At 67.9% G+C, this 15,984-nt stretch carries 15 protein-coding genes and 1 tRNA gene; 7 read left to right on the top strand and 9 right to left on the bottom strand.

The genetic code is table 11. From position 1 onward, the window contains the following. Positions 1-21: 21 nt before the first annotated feature. From BM388_RS05900 to BM388_RS05880, 5 genes are all read right to left on the bottom strand, one after another. Positions 22-789, bottom strand: coding sequence for a DUF3726 domain-containing protein (locus tag BM388_RS05900; protein ID WP_089848167.1), 768 nt, complete (start codon positions 787-789; stop codon positions 22-24). Further along, the gene (locus BM388_RS05895) at positions 786-2,537 is read right to left on the bottom strand and encodes a metallophosphoesterase family protein (RefSeq protein WP_089848165.1); all 1,752 of its coding nucleotides are present in this window, start codon (positions 2,535-2,537) and stop codon (positions 786-788) included. Before BM388_RS05895 ends, BM388_RS05900 begins: the two co-directional genes overlap by 4 nt. Beyond that, the gene (locus tag BM388_RS05890) at positions 2,530-4,119 is read right to left on the bottom strand and encodes a BCCT family transporter (protein WP_089848163.1); all 1,590 of its coding nucleotides are present in this window, start codon (positions 4,117-4,119) and stop codon (positions 2,530-2,532) included. The genes BM388_RS05895 and BM388_RS05890 overlap by 8 nt, the downstream gene beginning before the upstream one ends. Positions 4,120-4,184: 65 nt before the next feature. Then, positions 4,185-5,192, bottom strand: coding sequence for a dipeptidase (locus tag BM388_RS05885; protein ID WP_175535046.1), 1,008 nt, complete (start codon positions 5,190-5,192; stop codon positions 4,185-4,187). 22 nt (positions 5,193-5,214) lie between these two features. Further along, entirely contained in the window at positions 5,215-6,657 is a 1,443-nt protein-coding gene (locus tag BM388_RS05880) for an aldehyde dehydrogenase family protein (RefSeq protein WP_089848161.1), read from the bottom strand. A 112-nt stretch (positions 6,658-6,769) separates the two neighbouring features. Here BM388_RS05880 and BM388_RS05875 point away from each other — a divergent pair, with 112 nt between their 5' ends. The 3 genes from BM388_RS05875 (at position 6,770) to BM388_RS18205 (ending at position 8,740) form a co-directional block, all read left to right on the top strand. Continuing rightward, entirely contained in the window at positions 6,770-7,663 is an 894-nt protein-coding gene (locus tag BM388_RS05875) for a LysR family transcriptional regulator (protein WP_089848159.1), read from the top strand. Between the two features lie 124 nt (positions 7,664-7,787). After that, positions 7,788-8,240, top strand: coding sequence for a universal stress protein (locus tag BM388_RS05870; protein WP_089848157.1), 453 nt, complete (start codon positions 7,788-7,790; stop codon positions 8,238-8,240). A gap of 209 nt (positions 8,241-8,449) precedes the next feature. Next, positions 8,450-8,740, top strand: a complete 291-nt coding sequence (locus BM388_RS18205) for a DUF808 family protein (protein ID WP_342714224.1) — start codon at positions 8,450-8,452, stop codon at positions 8,738-8,740. A gap of 53 nt (positions 8,741-8,793) precedes the next feature. Here BM388_RS18205 and BM388_RS05860 read toward each other — a convergent pair whose 3' ends face one another. The 4 genes from BM388_RS05860 to ispB all read right to left on the bottom strand — a co-directional run bounded on the left by BM388_RS05860 (position 8,794) and on the right by ispB (position 12,379). Next, on the bottom strand, positions 8,794-10,119 hold the full coding sequence (locus tag BM388_RS05860) for a serine hydrolase domain-containing protein (RefSeq protein ID WP_175535045.1): 1,326 nt from the start codon (positions 10,117-10,119) through the stop codon (positions 8,794-8,796). Positions 10,120-10,236: 117 nt separating this feature from the next. Continuing rightward, on the bottom strand, positions 10,237-11,004 hold the full coding sequence (hdhA, locus tag BM388_RS05855; protein ID WP_175535044.1) for a 7-alpha-hydroxysteroid dehydrogenase: 768 nt from the start codon (positions 11,002-11,004) through the stop codon (positions 10,237-10,239). Between the two features lie 200 nt (positions 11,005-11,204). After that, a tRNA-Pro gene (locus tag BM388_RS05850) sits at positions 11,205-11,281 on the bottom strand. A gap of 93 nt (positions 11,282-11,374) precedes the next feature. Beyond that, positions 11,375-12,379, bottom strand: coding sequence for an octaprenyl diphosphate synthase (gene ispB, locus BM388_RS05845; RefSeq protein ID WP_089848154.1), 1,005 nt, complete (start codon positions 12,377-12,379; stop codon positions 11,375-11,377). A gap of 292 nt (positions 12,380-12,671) precedes the next feature. Between ispB and rplU the strand changes: the two genes are divergently transcribed. The 4 genes from rplU (at position 12,672) to proB (ending at position 15,734) form a co-directional block, all read left to right on the top strand. Continuing rightward, entirely contained in the window at positions 12,672-12,983 is a 312-nt protein-coding gene (gene rplU, locus BM388_RS05840) for a 50S ribosomal protein L21 (protein WP_089848152.1), read from the top strand. Between the two features lie 34 nt (positions 12,984-13,017). Then, on the top strand, positions 13,018-13,275 hold the full coding sequence (gene rpmA / locus BM388_RS05835) for a 50S ribosomal protein L27 (protein WP_089714316.1): 258 nt from the start codon (positions 13,018-13,020) through the stop codon (positions 13,273-13,275). Positions 13,276-13,360: 85 nt separating this feature from the next. After that, complete coding sequence (gene cgtA, locus BM388_RS05830; protein ID WP_089848150.1) at positions 13,361-14,548, top strand: Obg family GTPase CgtA; 1,188 nt, start codon at positions 13,361-13,363, stop codon at positions 14,546-14,548. 46 nt (positions 14,549-14,594) lie between these two features. Continuing rightward, on the top strand, positions 14,595-15,734 hold the full coding sequence (proB, locus tag BM388_RS05825; RefSeq protein WP_089848148.1) for a glutamate 5-kinase: 1,140 nt from the start codon (positions 14,595-14,597) through the stop codon (positions 15,732-15,734). Positions 15,735-15,984 lie beyond the last annotated feature (250 nt).

Below are 15,984 nucleotides of genomic sequence, written 5' to 3'. Positions count from 1 at the left end.
GGTCTCGTCTCAGTCTCAGGGTCAGTCGTTATCGTTGGTGCCGGCGCCGGCACCTTCCCGGGAGGCCTCGGTGGCCTCCACCAGCATGCGGGTGGCGAGGTGCTTGAGGCGTTCCCAGACGGCCTCGTCGACCTCGATGCCCTCGGCCAGGGACCGGTGGCGGCAGGCCAGCAGGTCGGATTCGTTGTGGCGTGCCAACACGTCGTAGCGATAGTCCGAGCGCATCGCCGGCAGCAGGTCGACGTGGTTGGCCATCACCAGGGTGATGCCGTCGTTGGGCTCGTTCTCCTCGGGGACTTCCTTGACCGCGTAGACGCGGATCTCGGGGACCGAGCTGTTGGCCTGGAAGCCGACGACCTGCTCGGTCGGCGGATGCTCGGCGTTACGCCAGAAGGCGGTGACGTTCATGCCGCGCCCGGCCAGTCGCGCCAGGTAGCCCATGATCAGCTGGCGGTTGTGACAGTGGCGGATCTTGATCACCGAGAGGCCGCGCGCGCGCGCCTTGGCGAAGCCCAGCTCCAGCGCCAGGGTGGAGCTTCGCAGCACGCTCTGGCCGTGGCCGTCGACCACCGCCAGGTCGCCGTCCTGGTAGAGCACGCTGGGCATCTCGTCGGGGTCGTCCGTGAGCAGGAAGTCCAGGCCGCGGTTGAGGGCGGCGAGACCGCCCAGGCCGAAGCACTGCATCCAGGCGACCATGTCGGCGGCATCGGCCGCGTCGCCTTCTTCGAAGCCCATGCCGATGAACGCCTTGCGGCACAGACCCTGCAGCTCGTTGTAGGACGCCTTCATGATGTCTCTCCTACCTCTTGTCGTGGTGCGTGCATGACCCCCTCGGGCTCCAGCGGGAAGCTCCAGTCATCGACCTCGGCGAGGTCACGGGGCTCGGCGTTGATCTCCTCGACCAGGGGCGCGCCCTGGAAGAGGGTGATGCGCACCCAGCGGTCGGACTTGGGATCGAAGCGCCCGGCGCCGAAGAACGACAGCTTGGTGCGCAGCAGGTGCATGGGCTTCATTTCGTGATGCCAGAGGTTGGCGCGGATCTCGCCGTAGGGCGTCTCGGCCATGGTCTGGATGCGCCGTACGATGTCCTTGTGGCGGGGATGGGCGATCAAAAACTCCACCACCAGGGCGCGGGGATTGGCCTCGAGGAACTCGGACAGCACCCCGTGGGTGTGATGGACCCGCGGCGCGATGGCCAGCGACAGCTCCTTCTCGGCACCCGGCTCCCGGCCGCGCACGCCGAGCCGCGGCTCCTCCTTCTCGGCGGAGCGGTACCAGAACCAGTAGCGCGACTCGGGCGCCTCGAAGTCCTCGGCCAGGGCCCAGTCGTAGTGGGTCTCGATCAGCTGCTTCAGGCGCACTAGCGGCATGTCAGGCGTCAGCTCGAGACGCTCCTCGATGCCCATCTGGTCCTCCAGCGGATCGACCTGCTCGGGATAGAGCTCGATCAGCAGGGTATTGACCAGCTCCTGGGCCTCCAGCGGCAGGGTGCGCGCGCTCCAGGCCGCCAGCTGCGGCCAGAGGGTCTCCTCCAGCGGCACCTCCTCGAGCCAGGCGATCACCTCCGGCAGCGCCGCGACGACGGCGGCATTGCGCTCGCCCTGCTCGGCGTCCTCGGTGACGGTCTGGTCGAGGTGGCGCATAGCGCGACGGGTCAGCGCGATCAGCCGCTGGCGACGCTCCTCGTCGGGCGTCTGGCCGAGCGCCAGGGCCAGGGCGGTCTCCCGGCAGGTCACCCACTGCTGGATCAGCTGGGGGTGGTTGATCAGGAAGGGCGCCATGCCAAGCCCGGTGGAGTTGCCGATGCCCAGGTAGCGGCGCAGCTCGGTGGCCATGGGCACCGCTTGCTCGGGCGCCTGGCAGCGGGCGATATGCTCCACCTGCTCGATGGAGAAGTGGCGTAGCAGGTAGACCGCCAGCATCTGGGCCGAGAAGGGACGGTGGAAGTCGGGGTTGTCCTGCAGGCGCACGAAGTCGGCGATGCCGAACTTACCGTTGCCGTAGACCGCCGTGGTCCGGTAGAGGTAGCCGACCCGGGTCAGCCAGGCGGGGTCGGGCTGCTGACCGGCGGACAGCGACTCCACGAAGTGGGCGAAGTTGCGCAGGCTGCGATTGGCGCGAGACAGCACCAGCAGCCGTGGGTGCTGGCGGCCGGCCTCCTGCAGCGGCACGTTGGCGGCCATCTGCTCGAGCAGGGCGTCGTCGACGTCGCCCTCGATCACGCCGAAGGTCACGTCCCAGGCCTGGGCGATCACCCGGTCGGAGCGCTGATCGTCGGCCAGCTGCTGGGAGAAGATCACTCCGTGGTAGCGGCCCTGGGGCGTCTGCAGACGATAGATGGCGACGCCGTGACCCTGCGCGTCCAGGTCGAAGCGGGCGGTGCTGATCTGCCAGCGCTGGCGCGCCATCTGGCGCACCAGGCTGCGCACGAAGCTCAGGCGGCTGGCCGGCAGGCTGCCCAGCCGCTCGAGGTCCATGGTCTCGCCGGCGGCGCGCAGCGGCACCGTGCCGGCGATCGGGTAGCGGTACTCAAGCATCGTGGGACTCCACTGGGCGGCGGGCGATCAGGCCCTGCTCGCGGGCCATGGCGTAGGCGGCCTGGGGGCCGGTCCACAGCGAGGGCAGCAGCACCAGCGAGACCGGAATGGCGGTGATGACGATGAACTGCTGCAGCACGCTGATCTGGCCGGCGCCCATGTAGAGCAGGATGCCCGCCATGATGGCCATGGCGATGCCCCAGAAGGCGCGAATCAGCGAGCTGGGGCGATCATGGCCGGAGCCCACCACGGCGATGGCGTAGCTCATGGAATCGCCGGTGGTGGCGACGAAGATGGTGGTCAGCACCAGGATGGCCAGGGCCATCAGGGTGCCGCCGGGCAGCGCCTGAGCCACGGTGAGGGTGGCCACGTCGAACTGGAAGTTGTTGAGCGCCTCGGTGAGGTCGATCACCCCGGTCAGCTGGTAGTGGATGCCCGAGCCGCCGAGCAGCGTGAACCAGATGGTGGTGGCGATCGGCGCCAGCACGGCCACGGCCAGGATCATCTGGCGGATGGAGCGTCCGCGCGAGATGCGCGCCACGAAGATCGCCATCAGCGGCCCATAGCCGATGAACCAGGCGAAGAAGAACACCGTCCACCACTGCATCCACCAAGCGGGCGCCGTCTCGGCGGTCATGGTGGCCATCGAGAAGAACGAGGTCAGGTAAGTGCCGAAGCCCTGGGTGAAGGCGTTGGTCAGAAACAGCGTCGGGCCGAAGACGAAGATCACCGCGGCGATGGCCAGCGCCAGGAAGACGTTGAAGCGGCTCAGTATCTGGATGCCCTTGTGGATACCGGTCACCGCGGAGGTGACGTAGACTACGGCGAGTGCCACCAGGATCATCAGCTGGGTGCCATAGCCCTCGGAGATCCCGAACAGCTCATGCAGGCCGAAGCTCACCTGGGTGGCCAGGAAACCGATCGGGCCCACGGTGCCGGCGACCACGGCGATCACGCACAGGGCGTCGATCACGCCGCCGACGGGCCCCTGAATGATGCGCTCGCCGAGGATCGGGGTGAGCAGGGTACGTGGCTGCAGCGGCTGGCCCTTGTCGTAGTGGGCGTGGGCCAGCACTACCGCGGTCAGCGAGCCGAGCACCGCCCAGGCCAGAAAGCCCCAGTGCATGAACGACTGCGCCAGGGCGCCGGCCACGGCGTCGACCGTGCCGGCCTCGCTGTCGAAGGCCGGCGGCGTGACCACGAAGTGATAGACCGGCTCGCCTGCGGCGAAGAACACGCCGCCGCCGGCCAGCAGGGTACACATGATGATCGACAGCCACTTGAAGGTGCTGATCTCCGGCGTGGCGAGGTTGCCGATGCGGGCGTTGGCGGCGGGGGTGAGGGCCACGCCAATGCCGATGAAGAAGGTCAGCAGCAGCAGCAGCTGGAAATAGGAGCCGAGGGTGCTGGCGGTCCAGGCGAAGCCGGCGCCGATGACCTCGGCCACCCGGTCGATGTCGTAGAGCGACAGGGCGATGAACAGCAGGATGAAGCCGACGCTGAGCGTAAGGACGACAGGATCGCCCAGGCGGTGCTCGCGCCGCGTCGGCGTAGCGGAGTGAGTGGCGTTGTGTTGTGTCATGTCGTTGGCCTATGCATGGGGGCCCCTGAGGGGCCCTTATTATTGTCCCAAAGCGCGCGGTGATCTCAGGCGGCGGTCTCCTCGGCCCGGGTCGGCGTGGCGGCCCGTTCCAGCAGCTCGACCCAGTTCTGGCCTATGATGCGCGCGATGGATGCCTCGTCGAAGCCGCGCTGGCGCAGTCCCGCGACCAGGTTGGGGAAGTCGCGGCTGTCGCGCAGCCAGGCGAGCGGCCGCGGCCAGCCGGCGTTGCCCTTGCTGCCCTCGCCGTAGTCCATCTCCTTGGACCAGCGACCGTTGCGCATCCACTCCAGCACCGAGGTCGGCTGCGCCTGGCACAGGTCGGTGCCGATGCCGATATGCTCGATGCCCATCAGGTCGGCGGTGCGGGCGATCATGTCGCAGTAGTCCTCGAGGCTGCAGTCCGGCCCGTTCTTCAGGTGGAAGGGGTAGGCGGAGAAGCCCAGCAGGCCGCCGGACTCGGCGATCGCCTCGAGCACCCTGTCCGACTTGTTGCGCTTGGCCGCATGGAAGGAGCTCGGGTTGGCGTGCGAGATGATCACCGGCCGCTCGGAGAGCTCGATGGCCTCCAGGGTCGAGCGCTCGGCGCTGTGCGACATGTCGATGACCATGCCCACCCGGTTCATCTCGCGGATCACCTGGCGACCGAAGCGGGTGATGCCGCTGTCCTCGGCCTCGTAGCAGCCGCAGGCCAGCAGGCTCTGGTTATTGTAGGTCAGCTGCATGATCAGCAGCCCCAGGTCGCGCATCACCGCGACCATGTCGATGTCGTCCTCGATGGGCGAGCAGTTCTGGGCGCCCAGGAAGATCCCCACCTTGCCGGCCTGGCGGGCGCGCTCGATGTCGCCCGCCTCCTTCACCGGCATGATCAGGTCGCCATGAGCCTCGAAGCGGCGATTCCACTCGCCCAGGCGAGTCAGGGTCTCGCGGATGTTCTCGTGATAGACGAGCGTGGCGTGGACGGCATCGACGCCGCCCTCGCGCATCTGCTCGAAGATCTCCCGCGACCAGTTGGAGTACTGCAGGCCGTCGACGATCAGCATCTCTTTTGACATGACGCTCTCCTCAGGCTTCGGCTCAGCCGGCCTTCACATAGCAGGTCTTGACCACGGTGTAGAACTCGCGGGCGTAGCGGCCCTGCTCGCGGGGACCGAAGCTGGAGTTCTTGCGACCGCCGAAGGGCACGTGATAATCGGTGCCGGCGGTGGCCAGGTTGACCATCACGCAGCCGGTCTCGGCGCGGGCCTTGAAGTCGCTGGCAAGCGCGAGGGAGTCGGTGATGATGCCGGCGGTGAGGCCGAAGTGGGTGTCGTTGAGGGTGGCGATGGCCTCCTCGTAGTCGCGGACCTTGATCACGCAGGCGATCGGCCCGAAGACCTCCTCGCGGTTGATGGCCATGTCGTTGGTGGTATCGACGAACAGCGCCGGGGCCATGTAGAAGCCGTCGGTGTCGCGCGTGAGGCGCTCGCCGCCGAAGGCCAGGGTGGCGCCGTCGGCGCGGCCACGCTCGATCCAGGCCAGGTTGGACTCCAGCTGGCGGGCATCCGCGGCGGGGCCGATGTGCACGCCCTCTTCCAGGGCATGGCCGACCCGGATGGTCTCGAGCTTGGCGATGAGCTTCTCGACGAAGGCGTCGTGGACGGCCTCGGTGACGATCAGGCGCGAGGAGGCGGTGCACTTCTGGCCGGTGCCGGAGTAGGCGCCGGCGAAGGCGGCCTCCACGGCCAGGTCCAGGTTGGCGTCATCGGCGACAATCAGGGCGTTCTTGGAGCCCATCTCCAGCTGGCACTTGACCAGGTTGCCGGCGGTGGCGGCGGCCACGCGGCGACCCACCTCCAGCGAGCCGGTGAAGCTCAGGGCGTGGATGTCGGGGCTTGCGATCAGCGCATCGCCGACGCTTGCGCCCGGGCCCATCAGCAGGTTGAAGGTGCCGGCGGGCAGCGCCTGGCGGCTGATGATCTCGGTCAGCGCCCAGGCGCTGGCCGGCACCAGGTTGGCCGGCTTGAAGATCACGGCGTTGCCGAAGGCCAGCGCCGGGGCGATCTTCCATACCGCGGTGGCCATGGGGAAGTTCCAGGGGCTGATGATGCCCACCACGCCCACCGGCTCGCGGCGCGTGTCGACCTCGACGCCCGGGCGCACGGAGTCGACCCGCTCGTCGATCTGGCGCAGCACCTCGGCGGCGTAGTAGTGGAAGAACTGCCCGGAGCGGTAGACTTCGCCCACGCCCTCGGCCAGGGCCTTGCCCTCTTCGCGCGCCAGCAGCCGGCCGAGCTCGTCCTTGCGGGCGATCAGCTCGTCGCCGATGGCCATCAGCACGCCGTAACGCTGCTCGAGGCCGCTCTTGCGCCACTCGTTCACGCCGCGCTGCGCCGCGGCGATGGCCACGCCGACCTGGTCGACGCCGGCCTGAGCGTAGTGGCCGATCACGTCGCTGGTGTCGGACGGGTTCACGTTGGCGATGCTGTCCTGGCCGTCGACCCAGCTGCCATCGATGTAGAGGGAATGAACGTGTGACATGGAAACCTCCTTAGTGACGTTGCCATCATCCTAGGTGAGAGCCCAAGATAAGCATAATCAATAAAAAAGATCCGATGATCAGCTTTTCTTACCACAAGTTCGGGAGGTGGCCATGCTGCCGGAGCTCAAGATTCAACCGCTGCGCTGCGTGCTGGCCATCGTCGACGAGGGTGGTTTCCACGCCGCGGCGCGCCAGCTGCATCGCACCCAGCCGGCGGTGTCCATGGCGGTGCGCGAGCTGGAGCAGCGGCTGGGCGAGTCGCTGTTCGAGAAGGGGGGCAAGGCGGCCCTCACCCCCTTCGGTCGCTACTGCCTGCCGCGCTTCCGCGAGCTGATCACCCAGCACGATCGCCTGAGCCGGGAGCTCTGGGCACAGGTGCAGAAGCAGGCGGGGCACGTCGACATGGCCGCGGTGCCCTCGGTGGCCAGCCGGCTGATGCCGCGGCTGCTCAGCGACTTCATCCTGCGCTATCCCGACCTCAAGGTGAGCCTGCAGGACGGCAGCGCGGACTTCGTCAGGCGCTTGGTGGCCGGCGGCGAGGTCGAGCTGGGCTTTACCAGCCTGTGGCGGGAGGACGACGAGCTCTCCTTCACGCCGCTGATGCGCGACGATGTCGGCGTGGTGTGCCGGGACGATCATCCCCTGGCCGAGCGGGACTCGCTGGGGTGGGAGGCGCTGCAGGGCCAGGTGCTGATCCGCAACGGCACCTCGCGGCTGCTGGAGGGCACCGAGGCCGAACCGCTGCTGGCCGAGAGCGCCTTCGACATCTCCAACATGATCTCGCTGACCGCCATGCTGGTGGCGGGGATCGGCATCACCACCCTGCCGCGGCTGGCCTTCCCTCAGGAGTACGAGCGGCTGCGCTTCATCCCGCTGGTGGATCCGCTGGTGGAGCGCGAGCTCGGCCTGCTGCGGCCCGCCCAGCGCAGCCTCTCTCCGGCGGCCCAGGCCATGGAGGCCTTCGTCATCGAGTCGCTTCGCTCGGAGGCCTTCGCCGCCCCCTGAGGCATGGGCGCCTATATATCGCGGTTTGCCGAAATGGGGGCAGCGTCTAGTCTGAGAGTAAAGGGCCGGCCACGGCCCGGCCGTCCGCGGCCCGCTTCCCACCTGCACAGGACCGAGACCCGCCATGTATACCTCAATCCTTGTCCCGCTCGATGGATCCTCCCATGCCGAGAAGGCGCTCACCGTGGCGGCCCAGCTGGCCCGCGGCGCGGGGGCGACCCTGCATCTGATGACCGTGGCCGAGTTTCCGCCCGACAACATCGGCCTGTTCACCGGCGGCACCGCCGAGCCGTTCTCCGAGGAGGATCGCGAGAAGCTTGCCGCCGGCATGAAGGACGAGGCGCGCAAGGTCATCGATCAGGCCCGCAGTGCGGTCGACCTCGAGGGCATCGAGGTCGAGGAGGTGGTGCGCCAGGGCCGTCCGGCCGAGCGCATCAACGAGGCGGCCGAGACCCTCGGCGTCGATACCATCATCATGGGCAGCCGCGGGGTCAGCGATATGCGCGGCATGGTCTTCGGCAGCGTCTCCCACAAGGTCAGCCATACTGCCGGCTGCACCGTGGTCACCGTGACCTGACGGGCCCGGTTGATCAGGGCCTGTCGATAAGGGCCTTCTTCCAGCGCCTTCCTCCGGGGCCTGCATTTTCTGCGGGCCCGATCCTGTGGCAGTGATCTTCTGCACTGTCGACCCGCCTCCCACGGCGCCTCCGCGTTGGCCGGCAGCAGCCTACTGACCCTGATCGACGATATCGCCACGCTCCTCATGACGTCTCGCTGATCACCAGGGTGGCGGCCAAGAAGACCGCCGACATGCGCGTCTTCGAGGCGCAGCGGATCAAGGGCGCGGTGCGCACCGACTTCATCCTCTCCGCCGAGATCATCGTGATCACCCTGGGGACGGTTGCCGGCGTGGCCCTGGGCATGCAGGTCGCGGGAATCGTCAAGATCGACGACCTGGGGCTCTATCTGAGTCGTCGCGAGGGGCTGTCGAAGTCGATAGGGCGAGCCGGGGTGACTGAGTCGGCGATAAGAGAAGAAAGCGGCGAGTCTGTCGACTCGCGAGACAACGAGGGGTGATGCAGAGAGGCCCGGCCGCATACGGTCGGGCCTCTTTATGCATGATCGGTGCCTTACTCAGGCGTCTCCGGCTGTGCCATCAGGTAGGCGGCCAGCGCCCGATAGGCCGGCAGCGAGGTCGGGTCGGTGGCCGCGTTGGCCGCCACCGGGTGGGAGGCCAGGCGCACGATGACCATCTCGGCGGTGGGGTCGATCCAGATCGTCTGCCCATGCACGCCGCGCGCGGCGAAGGCGCCATGGTCGTCGTGGCTGACCCACCACATGCCGAGATAGCTCCAGCCGTCGAGGGCGGCGTAGCCGGCTTTGGCGAAGGCCGCCTTGCTGCCGCCCTCTTGAAGGCGCGCGATGGCGGCAGCGGGCAGTACCTGCTCGCCGTCCAGGCGCCCCTCGTCGAGGATCAACTGGCCCAGGCGGCCGAGATCGCGCAGCGTAGCGTTGAAGCCGCCGCCGGCGAAGGGCGTGCCGATCGAGTCGACCGTGTAGAAAGCCTCCCGCTCGGTGCCCAGGCGCGACCAGACGTGCTCGGCCAGCCAGTCGGCGACGCTCTGTCCGGTGGCGCGGGCGATGATCCAGCCCAGCGCATCGGAGTTGATGGTGCGATAGCCGAAGGCCTCGCCGTGCTCGCCGGCCTTCTCGACCGTCTCGAGGAAGGCGAAGTAGCTGCGCGGCCCCGTGTAGTCGGAAGGAGGCGGCAGCGGGCTGCCGGCGCGGGCATAGGTCCAGACGTCGGCCTCGGGATCGGCGTAATCTTCGGAGTAGTCCAGCGCGGTGGTCATATCGAGCACCTGGCGCAGGGTGGCGTCGCCGAAGGCGCTGTCGGCAAGCTCCGGCACCAGCTCGCCGACGAGAGCGCCCTCGTCCAGGGTGCCCTCGGCGACGAGGCTCTCGCCGATCAGCCCGGTGATCGACTTGGTCACCGACATCACGCCGTGCAGGGTGGTCTCGTCCAGGCAGCCGGCGTAGCGCTCGTAGACCACTCGACCGCGATGCAGCACCAGCAGGCCGTCGCTGCGATTGACCTCGAAGGCTTCGCCCCAGGTCATCGGCGCGTCGCCGTCGGTGGGCTGGAAGCTCACCTCATCGATCGCCGGGTCGAGGGCGTACGGCAGAGGGCGGGCTGCGCCGGTCCCGTTGCGTACCCCGGCGGTGGGCATCAGCTCACGGAAGTGACAGACCGTCCAGCGGAGCTTATCACCGGCGAAGTAATCCTCGTCGGTGAAGCGGATGGTGCGCTCCTCCGGCGGCGGGAAGCCCTGCATCCAGCCGCTGGTCGCATCGGTCGGGGCCTGCTGTGCGAAGGCGGTGCCGGCGAGCAGCAGCGTAGTGGAGAGGGTCACGGAGAATGCATTGAAGAGTGCCGTGGTCAGGGTGCGTTTCATGGCGTGCCTCGCTGAGCCCACGGCGTTCGCGCCGTTCCGGGCGGTGTCTGTGCCATCAACCATTCGCCGACGCTGCCGAATCCATCCGAGATCTCGTGCGCCGTCGACGGTCTGCGCTCAATCCAGTTCCTGCACCCCGCCGCCGGAGACGGTGAGGATCTGGCCGCTGATCCAGCTCGAGGCCGGCGCGCACAGAAATAGCGCCGCGTTGGCCATGTCCTCTGGCTCGCCGAGGCGCTTGAGCGGGGTGTGGGCCAGCATCCGCTGCTCGATCTCGTCGTTGAGCACCGACTGCAGGGCCTCGGTGCGGGTGGCCCCCGGGGCGATGCCGTTGACCCGGATGTTCTTCGGCCCAAGATCGAAGGCGATGTTGCGCACCAGGTGGCTGGCCGCCGCCTTGGAGGAGCCGTAGGCCGCCATGCGCTGGTTCTTGTTCTCGGCCGACATCGAGGTGATGGCGAGTATTGCCCCGCCGCCGGCCTTCTCCATCTCGGGCGCGGCCAGCTGGGCCAGGCGAAACAGCGAGAAGACGTTCAGGTCATAGGCGCGGCGGAACTCCTCCATGGGCATGTCGAAGGGCTTGGGGCCGCCGCCGCCGGCATTGCTGACCAGCAGCGTCAGTTTGCCGAAGGCGCTCACGGCCTCGTCCACCACCGCGGCGAGGTCTTCCTCCCGGGTGACGTCGCAGGCCGCGCTGGTCGCCCGGCCGCCGTCGGCCTCGATCGCCTCGGCCACCGCGGCGGCCGACGCGGCATCCAGGTCGCTGACCACCACCGCGGCCCCGGCGAGGGCGAAGGTCTCGGCGATAGCTCGACCGATGCCGGCGCCGGCACCGGTGACGAGAGCGACCTGATCCTCCAGGCGGAAACTCTGCGGATCAAACATCGTCGTGACTCCTTTCTCAACGCGTGTAGCCTGAATGCTAGCACGGTCGTGGAGCATCAACCGGATGGAAGGTAAGTGCGGGGCGCGTGTCGCCAACGTGGCAGAGAGGGAAAGGTCGGCGGTAACTGTCGTAACGCAGGAACGCAACGAAAAACGGCCACCGCTCGATTGAGCTAAGTGGCCGTTTTTACTGAATTCTTTGGTCGGAGTAGCAGGATTCGAACCTACGACCTCTGCCTCCCGAAGGCAGCGCTCTACCAAGCTGAGCTATACTCCGATGTTCGCCGTAACTGCTGGCGACGGATCGGCATTATACGCAAACCGCGCCGGGGTGCAAGCCCTCGCGGCGGCTTTGTGCGATGCCCGTCGTTCAGCTCTGGCGATCCACCGCCAGGCGGGCAAGGTGGGCCATGCTGTCTCGGTAGGGGCTGTCGGGCAGGGCGTCGAGCTGTGCCAGCGCCTTGTCGGCCATCTCCTCGGCGCGAGCCCGGGTGTACTCCAGCGCGCCGGTGTCGTGCACGATCGCCAGCACCTCATCCAGGTGGTCGAGGCCGCCCTGGCGAATCGCACGCCGGATCAGCGTGCGCTGCTCCGGCGTGCCGGTCGCCATGGCCTGGATCAGCGGTAGGGTCGGCTTGCCCTCGGCCAGGTCGTCGCCGACGTTCTTGCCCATGGCCTCGGCGTCGCCCTGGTAGTCGAGCAGGTCGTCGATCAGCTGGAAGGCCAGGCCCAAGTAGCGGCCGTAATGCTGCAGGGCGACCTCCTGCTCCGGGGTGGCGTCGGCGAGGATGGCGCCGCTGTGGGAGGCCGCCTCGAAGAGCATGGCGGTCTTGCCCTGGATCGTCTCGAAGTAGGCGGCCTCGTCGGTGTCGGGGTTGCCGACGTTGGTCAGCTGCTGTACCTCGCCCTCGGCGATGGTGCAAGTGGCCTGGGAGAGCACCTCCATGATGCGCATGGAGCCGACCTCGACCATCATCTGGAACGAGCGCGAATAGAGGAAGTCACCCACCAGTACCGAGGGGGCGTTGCCCCAGGAGTCGTTAGCCGTGGCCTTGCCGCGCCGCATGTGCGATTCGTCGACCACGTCGTCGTGCAGCAGGGTTGAGGTGTGCATGAACTCGACCAGGGTGGCGAGCGTCACGTGCCGGTCGCCCGCGTAGCCCAGCGAGCGCGCCGCCAGCAGCACCAGCAGCGGGCGCAGCCGTTTTCCCCCACTCTCGATGATGTACTGGCCGATGGTCTCCACCAGCGGGATGCGCGAAGCGAGCTGGTCCAGGATGGTCCGGTTCACGGCGGCGAAGTCGTCGGCAACGACCGCATGAAGCGACGAGTTGGCGGTGGCGCTGGGCGACTGGGGCGGGGCGTTGGCTGGCATGGAGGCGGTATCGACGAGTAGGTGGGGCCGGGGCGAGATAGCCCTGGTGGCCTTGGGTTGCCGGTCATGCTATGGGCCCCCCATGGGGGCGTCAAGGCGCGGCGGCGGCGGGGCCTGAGCGGGCCGCGGCGGCGAATAGAGGCGCGCGCGGTGCGGGTTGTGTGCGATCTCGCGCGCGGTTATAATCCGCGACCCCACTCATCATGCTCCCTGTCAGATGGCTGCCAAGAGAGGCGCCACTCGCAGCAGGTCGATGAAGAGCCAACACCCGATGAGTCCTGGAGAGTAAAGCATGTACGCAGTGATCAAGAGCGGTGGCAAGCAGTACCGCGTTCAGGAAGGCCAGACTCTCAAGCTCGAGAAGCTGGAAGTACCGACCGGCGACACCATCGAGTTCGATGAGGTCCTGCTGGTGGGCAACGACGAGGACGTCACGATCGGCGCTCCGCTGGTCGAGGGCGCCAAGGTGGCGGCCGAGATCGTGTCTCACGGCCGTGGTGACAAGGTGACCATCATCAAGTTCCGTCGCCGTAAGCACAGCATGAAGCGTCAGGGCCACCGTCAGTGGTTCACTGAAGTCAAGATCACCGGGATCTCCGCGTAAGCGGCTGACCCCCTGAACGAGCGAGGTATTTGCAATGGCTCATAAGAAGGCAGCGGGCTCCACACGTAACGGTCGCGATTCCGAATCCAAACGCCTTGGCGTGAAGCTCTTCGGCGGCCAGGTCGTCAACCCGGGCAACATCATCGTGCGCCAGCGTGGCACCAAGTTCCACGCCGGCACCGGCGTCGGTATCGGCAAGGACCATACCCTGTTCGCCCTGGACGAAGGCGTGGTCAAGTTCGAGACCAAGGGCCCGAAGAACCGCAAGTTCGTCAGTATCGTCTCTGCCTGAGACCACCGGCACTTGCAGCGAGAAGGCCCCGCCCAGGCGGGGCCTTCTTGTATCATGGCGGCACAGGCCGCCTGGAGAGTGACAGATGCAGTTCGTCGACGAAGCCTCGATCATCGTGGAAGCCGGCAATGGCGGCAATGGTTGCCTGAGCTTCCGCCGCGAGAAGTACGTCCCCAAGGGTGGCCCCGACGGGGGCGATGGCGGTCATGGCGGCAACGTCTACCTGATCGGTGACGATGCCCTCAATACCCTCATCGACTTCAAGTACCAGCGCTTCTACAAGGCGCAGAACGGTCAGCCCGGCCGGGGTCGGCAGATGAGCGGGCGCGCCGGCGAGGACCTGCACGTCAAGGTGCCGGTGGGCACCACGGTGATCGACGAGGATACCCTCGAGGTGATCGCTGACGTCACCGAGATCGGCCAGGTGGTGATGGTGGCCCAGGCGGGACGCCGCGGGCTCGGCAACATCCACTTCAAGTCCTCCACCAATCGCGCGCCGCGGCGGACCACGCCGGGCACCGAGGGGGAGCGGCGCAACCTGCGCCTGGAGATGAAGGTGATGGCCGACGTGGGCCTGTTGGGTCTACCCAACGCCGGCAAGTCGACGCTGATCCGCTCGGTGTCGGCGGCCAAGCCCAAGGTCGCCAACTACCCCTTCACCACCCTGGTGCCCAACCTCGGCGTGGTGAAGCTCGGCCTGCACGAGCACTTCGTGATGGCCGACGTGCCTGGCCTGATCGAGGGCGCCTCCGACGGCGCCGGCCTCGGGCTGCGTTTCCTCAAGCACCTGACCCGCACCCGGCTGCTGTTCCACGTGGTGGACGTCGCGCCCTTCGACGAGTCCGACCCGGTGCAGGCCGCCGAGGCGATCATCCACGAGCTGGGCGAGTTCTCGCCGGCGCTGGCCGAGCTGCCGCGCTGGCTGGTGCTCAACAAGCTCGACCTGCTGCCGGTCGAGGAGCGCGAGGCGACGGTCGACGAGATCGTGCGCCGGCTCGGCTGGCAGGGTCCGGTGTTTCGTATCTCGGCGATCGGAAGCGACGGTACCGATGTCCTGGTGCAGACCGCCTACCGCTGGCTCACCGAGCAGCGCCGGCTGGAGCACGAGGACGAGGAGGCCGCCGAGCGGGTTCGCGAGATGCGCTCGCGCATGGAGGAAGAGGCCGTGGCGCGCACCGAGGCCCGCCTGGGTCGCAAGCGCCCGCACGTTGACGATGACGACGACTTCGATGACGACGATGATCACGACGTCGAGATCGAATACGCTCCCTGAGGCAGCATGCAGGCCGAGCGCCTGTCGACGGTGAACCGAGGGTCGGATGGAAGACAACGAGCAGGTGATCGGTCGCGAGGCGCTCAAGCGCGCCCGCCGGGTGGTGGTGAAGATCGGCAGCGCGCTGCTGACCAACGACGGTCGCGGCCTCGATGAGGCAGCCATCGGCGGCTGGGTCGACCAGATCGCCGAGCTCCACCGCCGCGGCATCGAGGTGGTGCTGGTCTCCTCAGGAGCCGTGGCGGCCGGCATGGTGCGCCTGGGCTGGCAGGTGCGGCCCTCGGCGGTTCATGAACTGCAGGCCGCGGCGGCGGTGGGGCAGAACGGCCTCACCGAGTGCTATGAAGGCCACTTCGCGCGCCACGACCTGCTGACCGCCCAGGTGCTGCTGACCCACGACGACCTCTCTAACCGCAAGCGCTACCTCAACGCTCGTTCGGCGCTGCGCACCCTGGTCGGCCTGCGGGTGGTGCCGGTGGTCAACGAGAACGACACCGTGGTCACCGACGAGATCCGCTTCGGCGACAACGACACCCTCGGCGCCCTGGTCGCCAACCTGCTTGAGGCCGATGCCCTGGTGATCCTCACCGATCAGGAGGGGCTGTTTGATGCCGATCCGCGCAGCAACCCCTCGGCGACGCTGATCGCCGAGGGGCGCGCCGACGATCCGAGCCTGGCCGCGGTGGCCGGCGGCGGTGGCGCGCTGGGGCGCGGCGGCATGGCTACCAAGGTGCGGGCCGCTCGGCTGGCGGCCCGTTCCGGGGCGGTCACGGCGATCGCCAGCGGGCGCCAGCCGGCGGTGCTCACGCGGCTGGCCGAGGGCGAGCGGCTGGGTACCCTGCTGCTGCCGGAGCAGGCGCCGATGGCGGCGCGCAAGCGCTGGCTGGCGGGGCAGCTGCAGGTGCGCGGCAGCCTGGTCCTGGACGCCGGGGCGGTGAAGGTGCTCAAGAGCAGCGGCTCCAGCCTGCTGGCGGTGGGCGTGACCGGCGTCAGCGGCGACTTCCGCCGCGGCGACATGGTGCTCTGCGTCGACGAGCACGGTCAGCGCGTGGCCAAGGGGCTGGTCAACTACGGCGCCGACGAGGCTCGCCTGCTGGTCGGCAAGCCGAGCCACCAGATCGAGGCCATCCTCGGCTACATGGAAGCGCCGGAGCTGATCCACCGCGACAACCTGGTGGTGCTCTAGGCTGCTTCAGGGCGCCGCCGGGTGATCCGGCGCTCCGCTCGGGCCGCGCGCGGTGCGGGCTGGTGGCGCCTGGGCTGCCGGTGTTCAGGGCTGGCAAGCCCTGGGGGCGCGTGATAGGATACGCCATCCTCTCAGACACGGCCCGTAGACGATGGCGCTCACTCGCGCCGTCGGGAAAGATGGCCAGGCCGGCGGGGATTTTTTTATTTCCCTGTTGGATCAAAACGTTATCAAATGTCACCCCCAGTTG

It is taken from the genome of Halomonas saccharevitans, assembly GCF_900116405.1.
GTDB classification, from domain to species: Bacteria; Pseudomonadota; Gammaproteobacteria; order Pseudomonadales; family Halomonadaceae; genus Halomonas; species Halomonas saccharevitans.
Note: the sequence above shows the minus strand (reverse complement) of the source record. Positions and strands in the feature narration are given on the sequence as shown.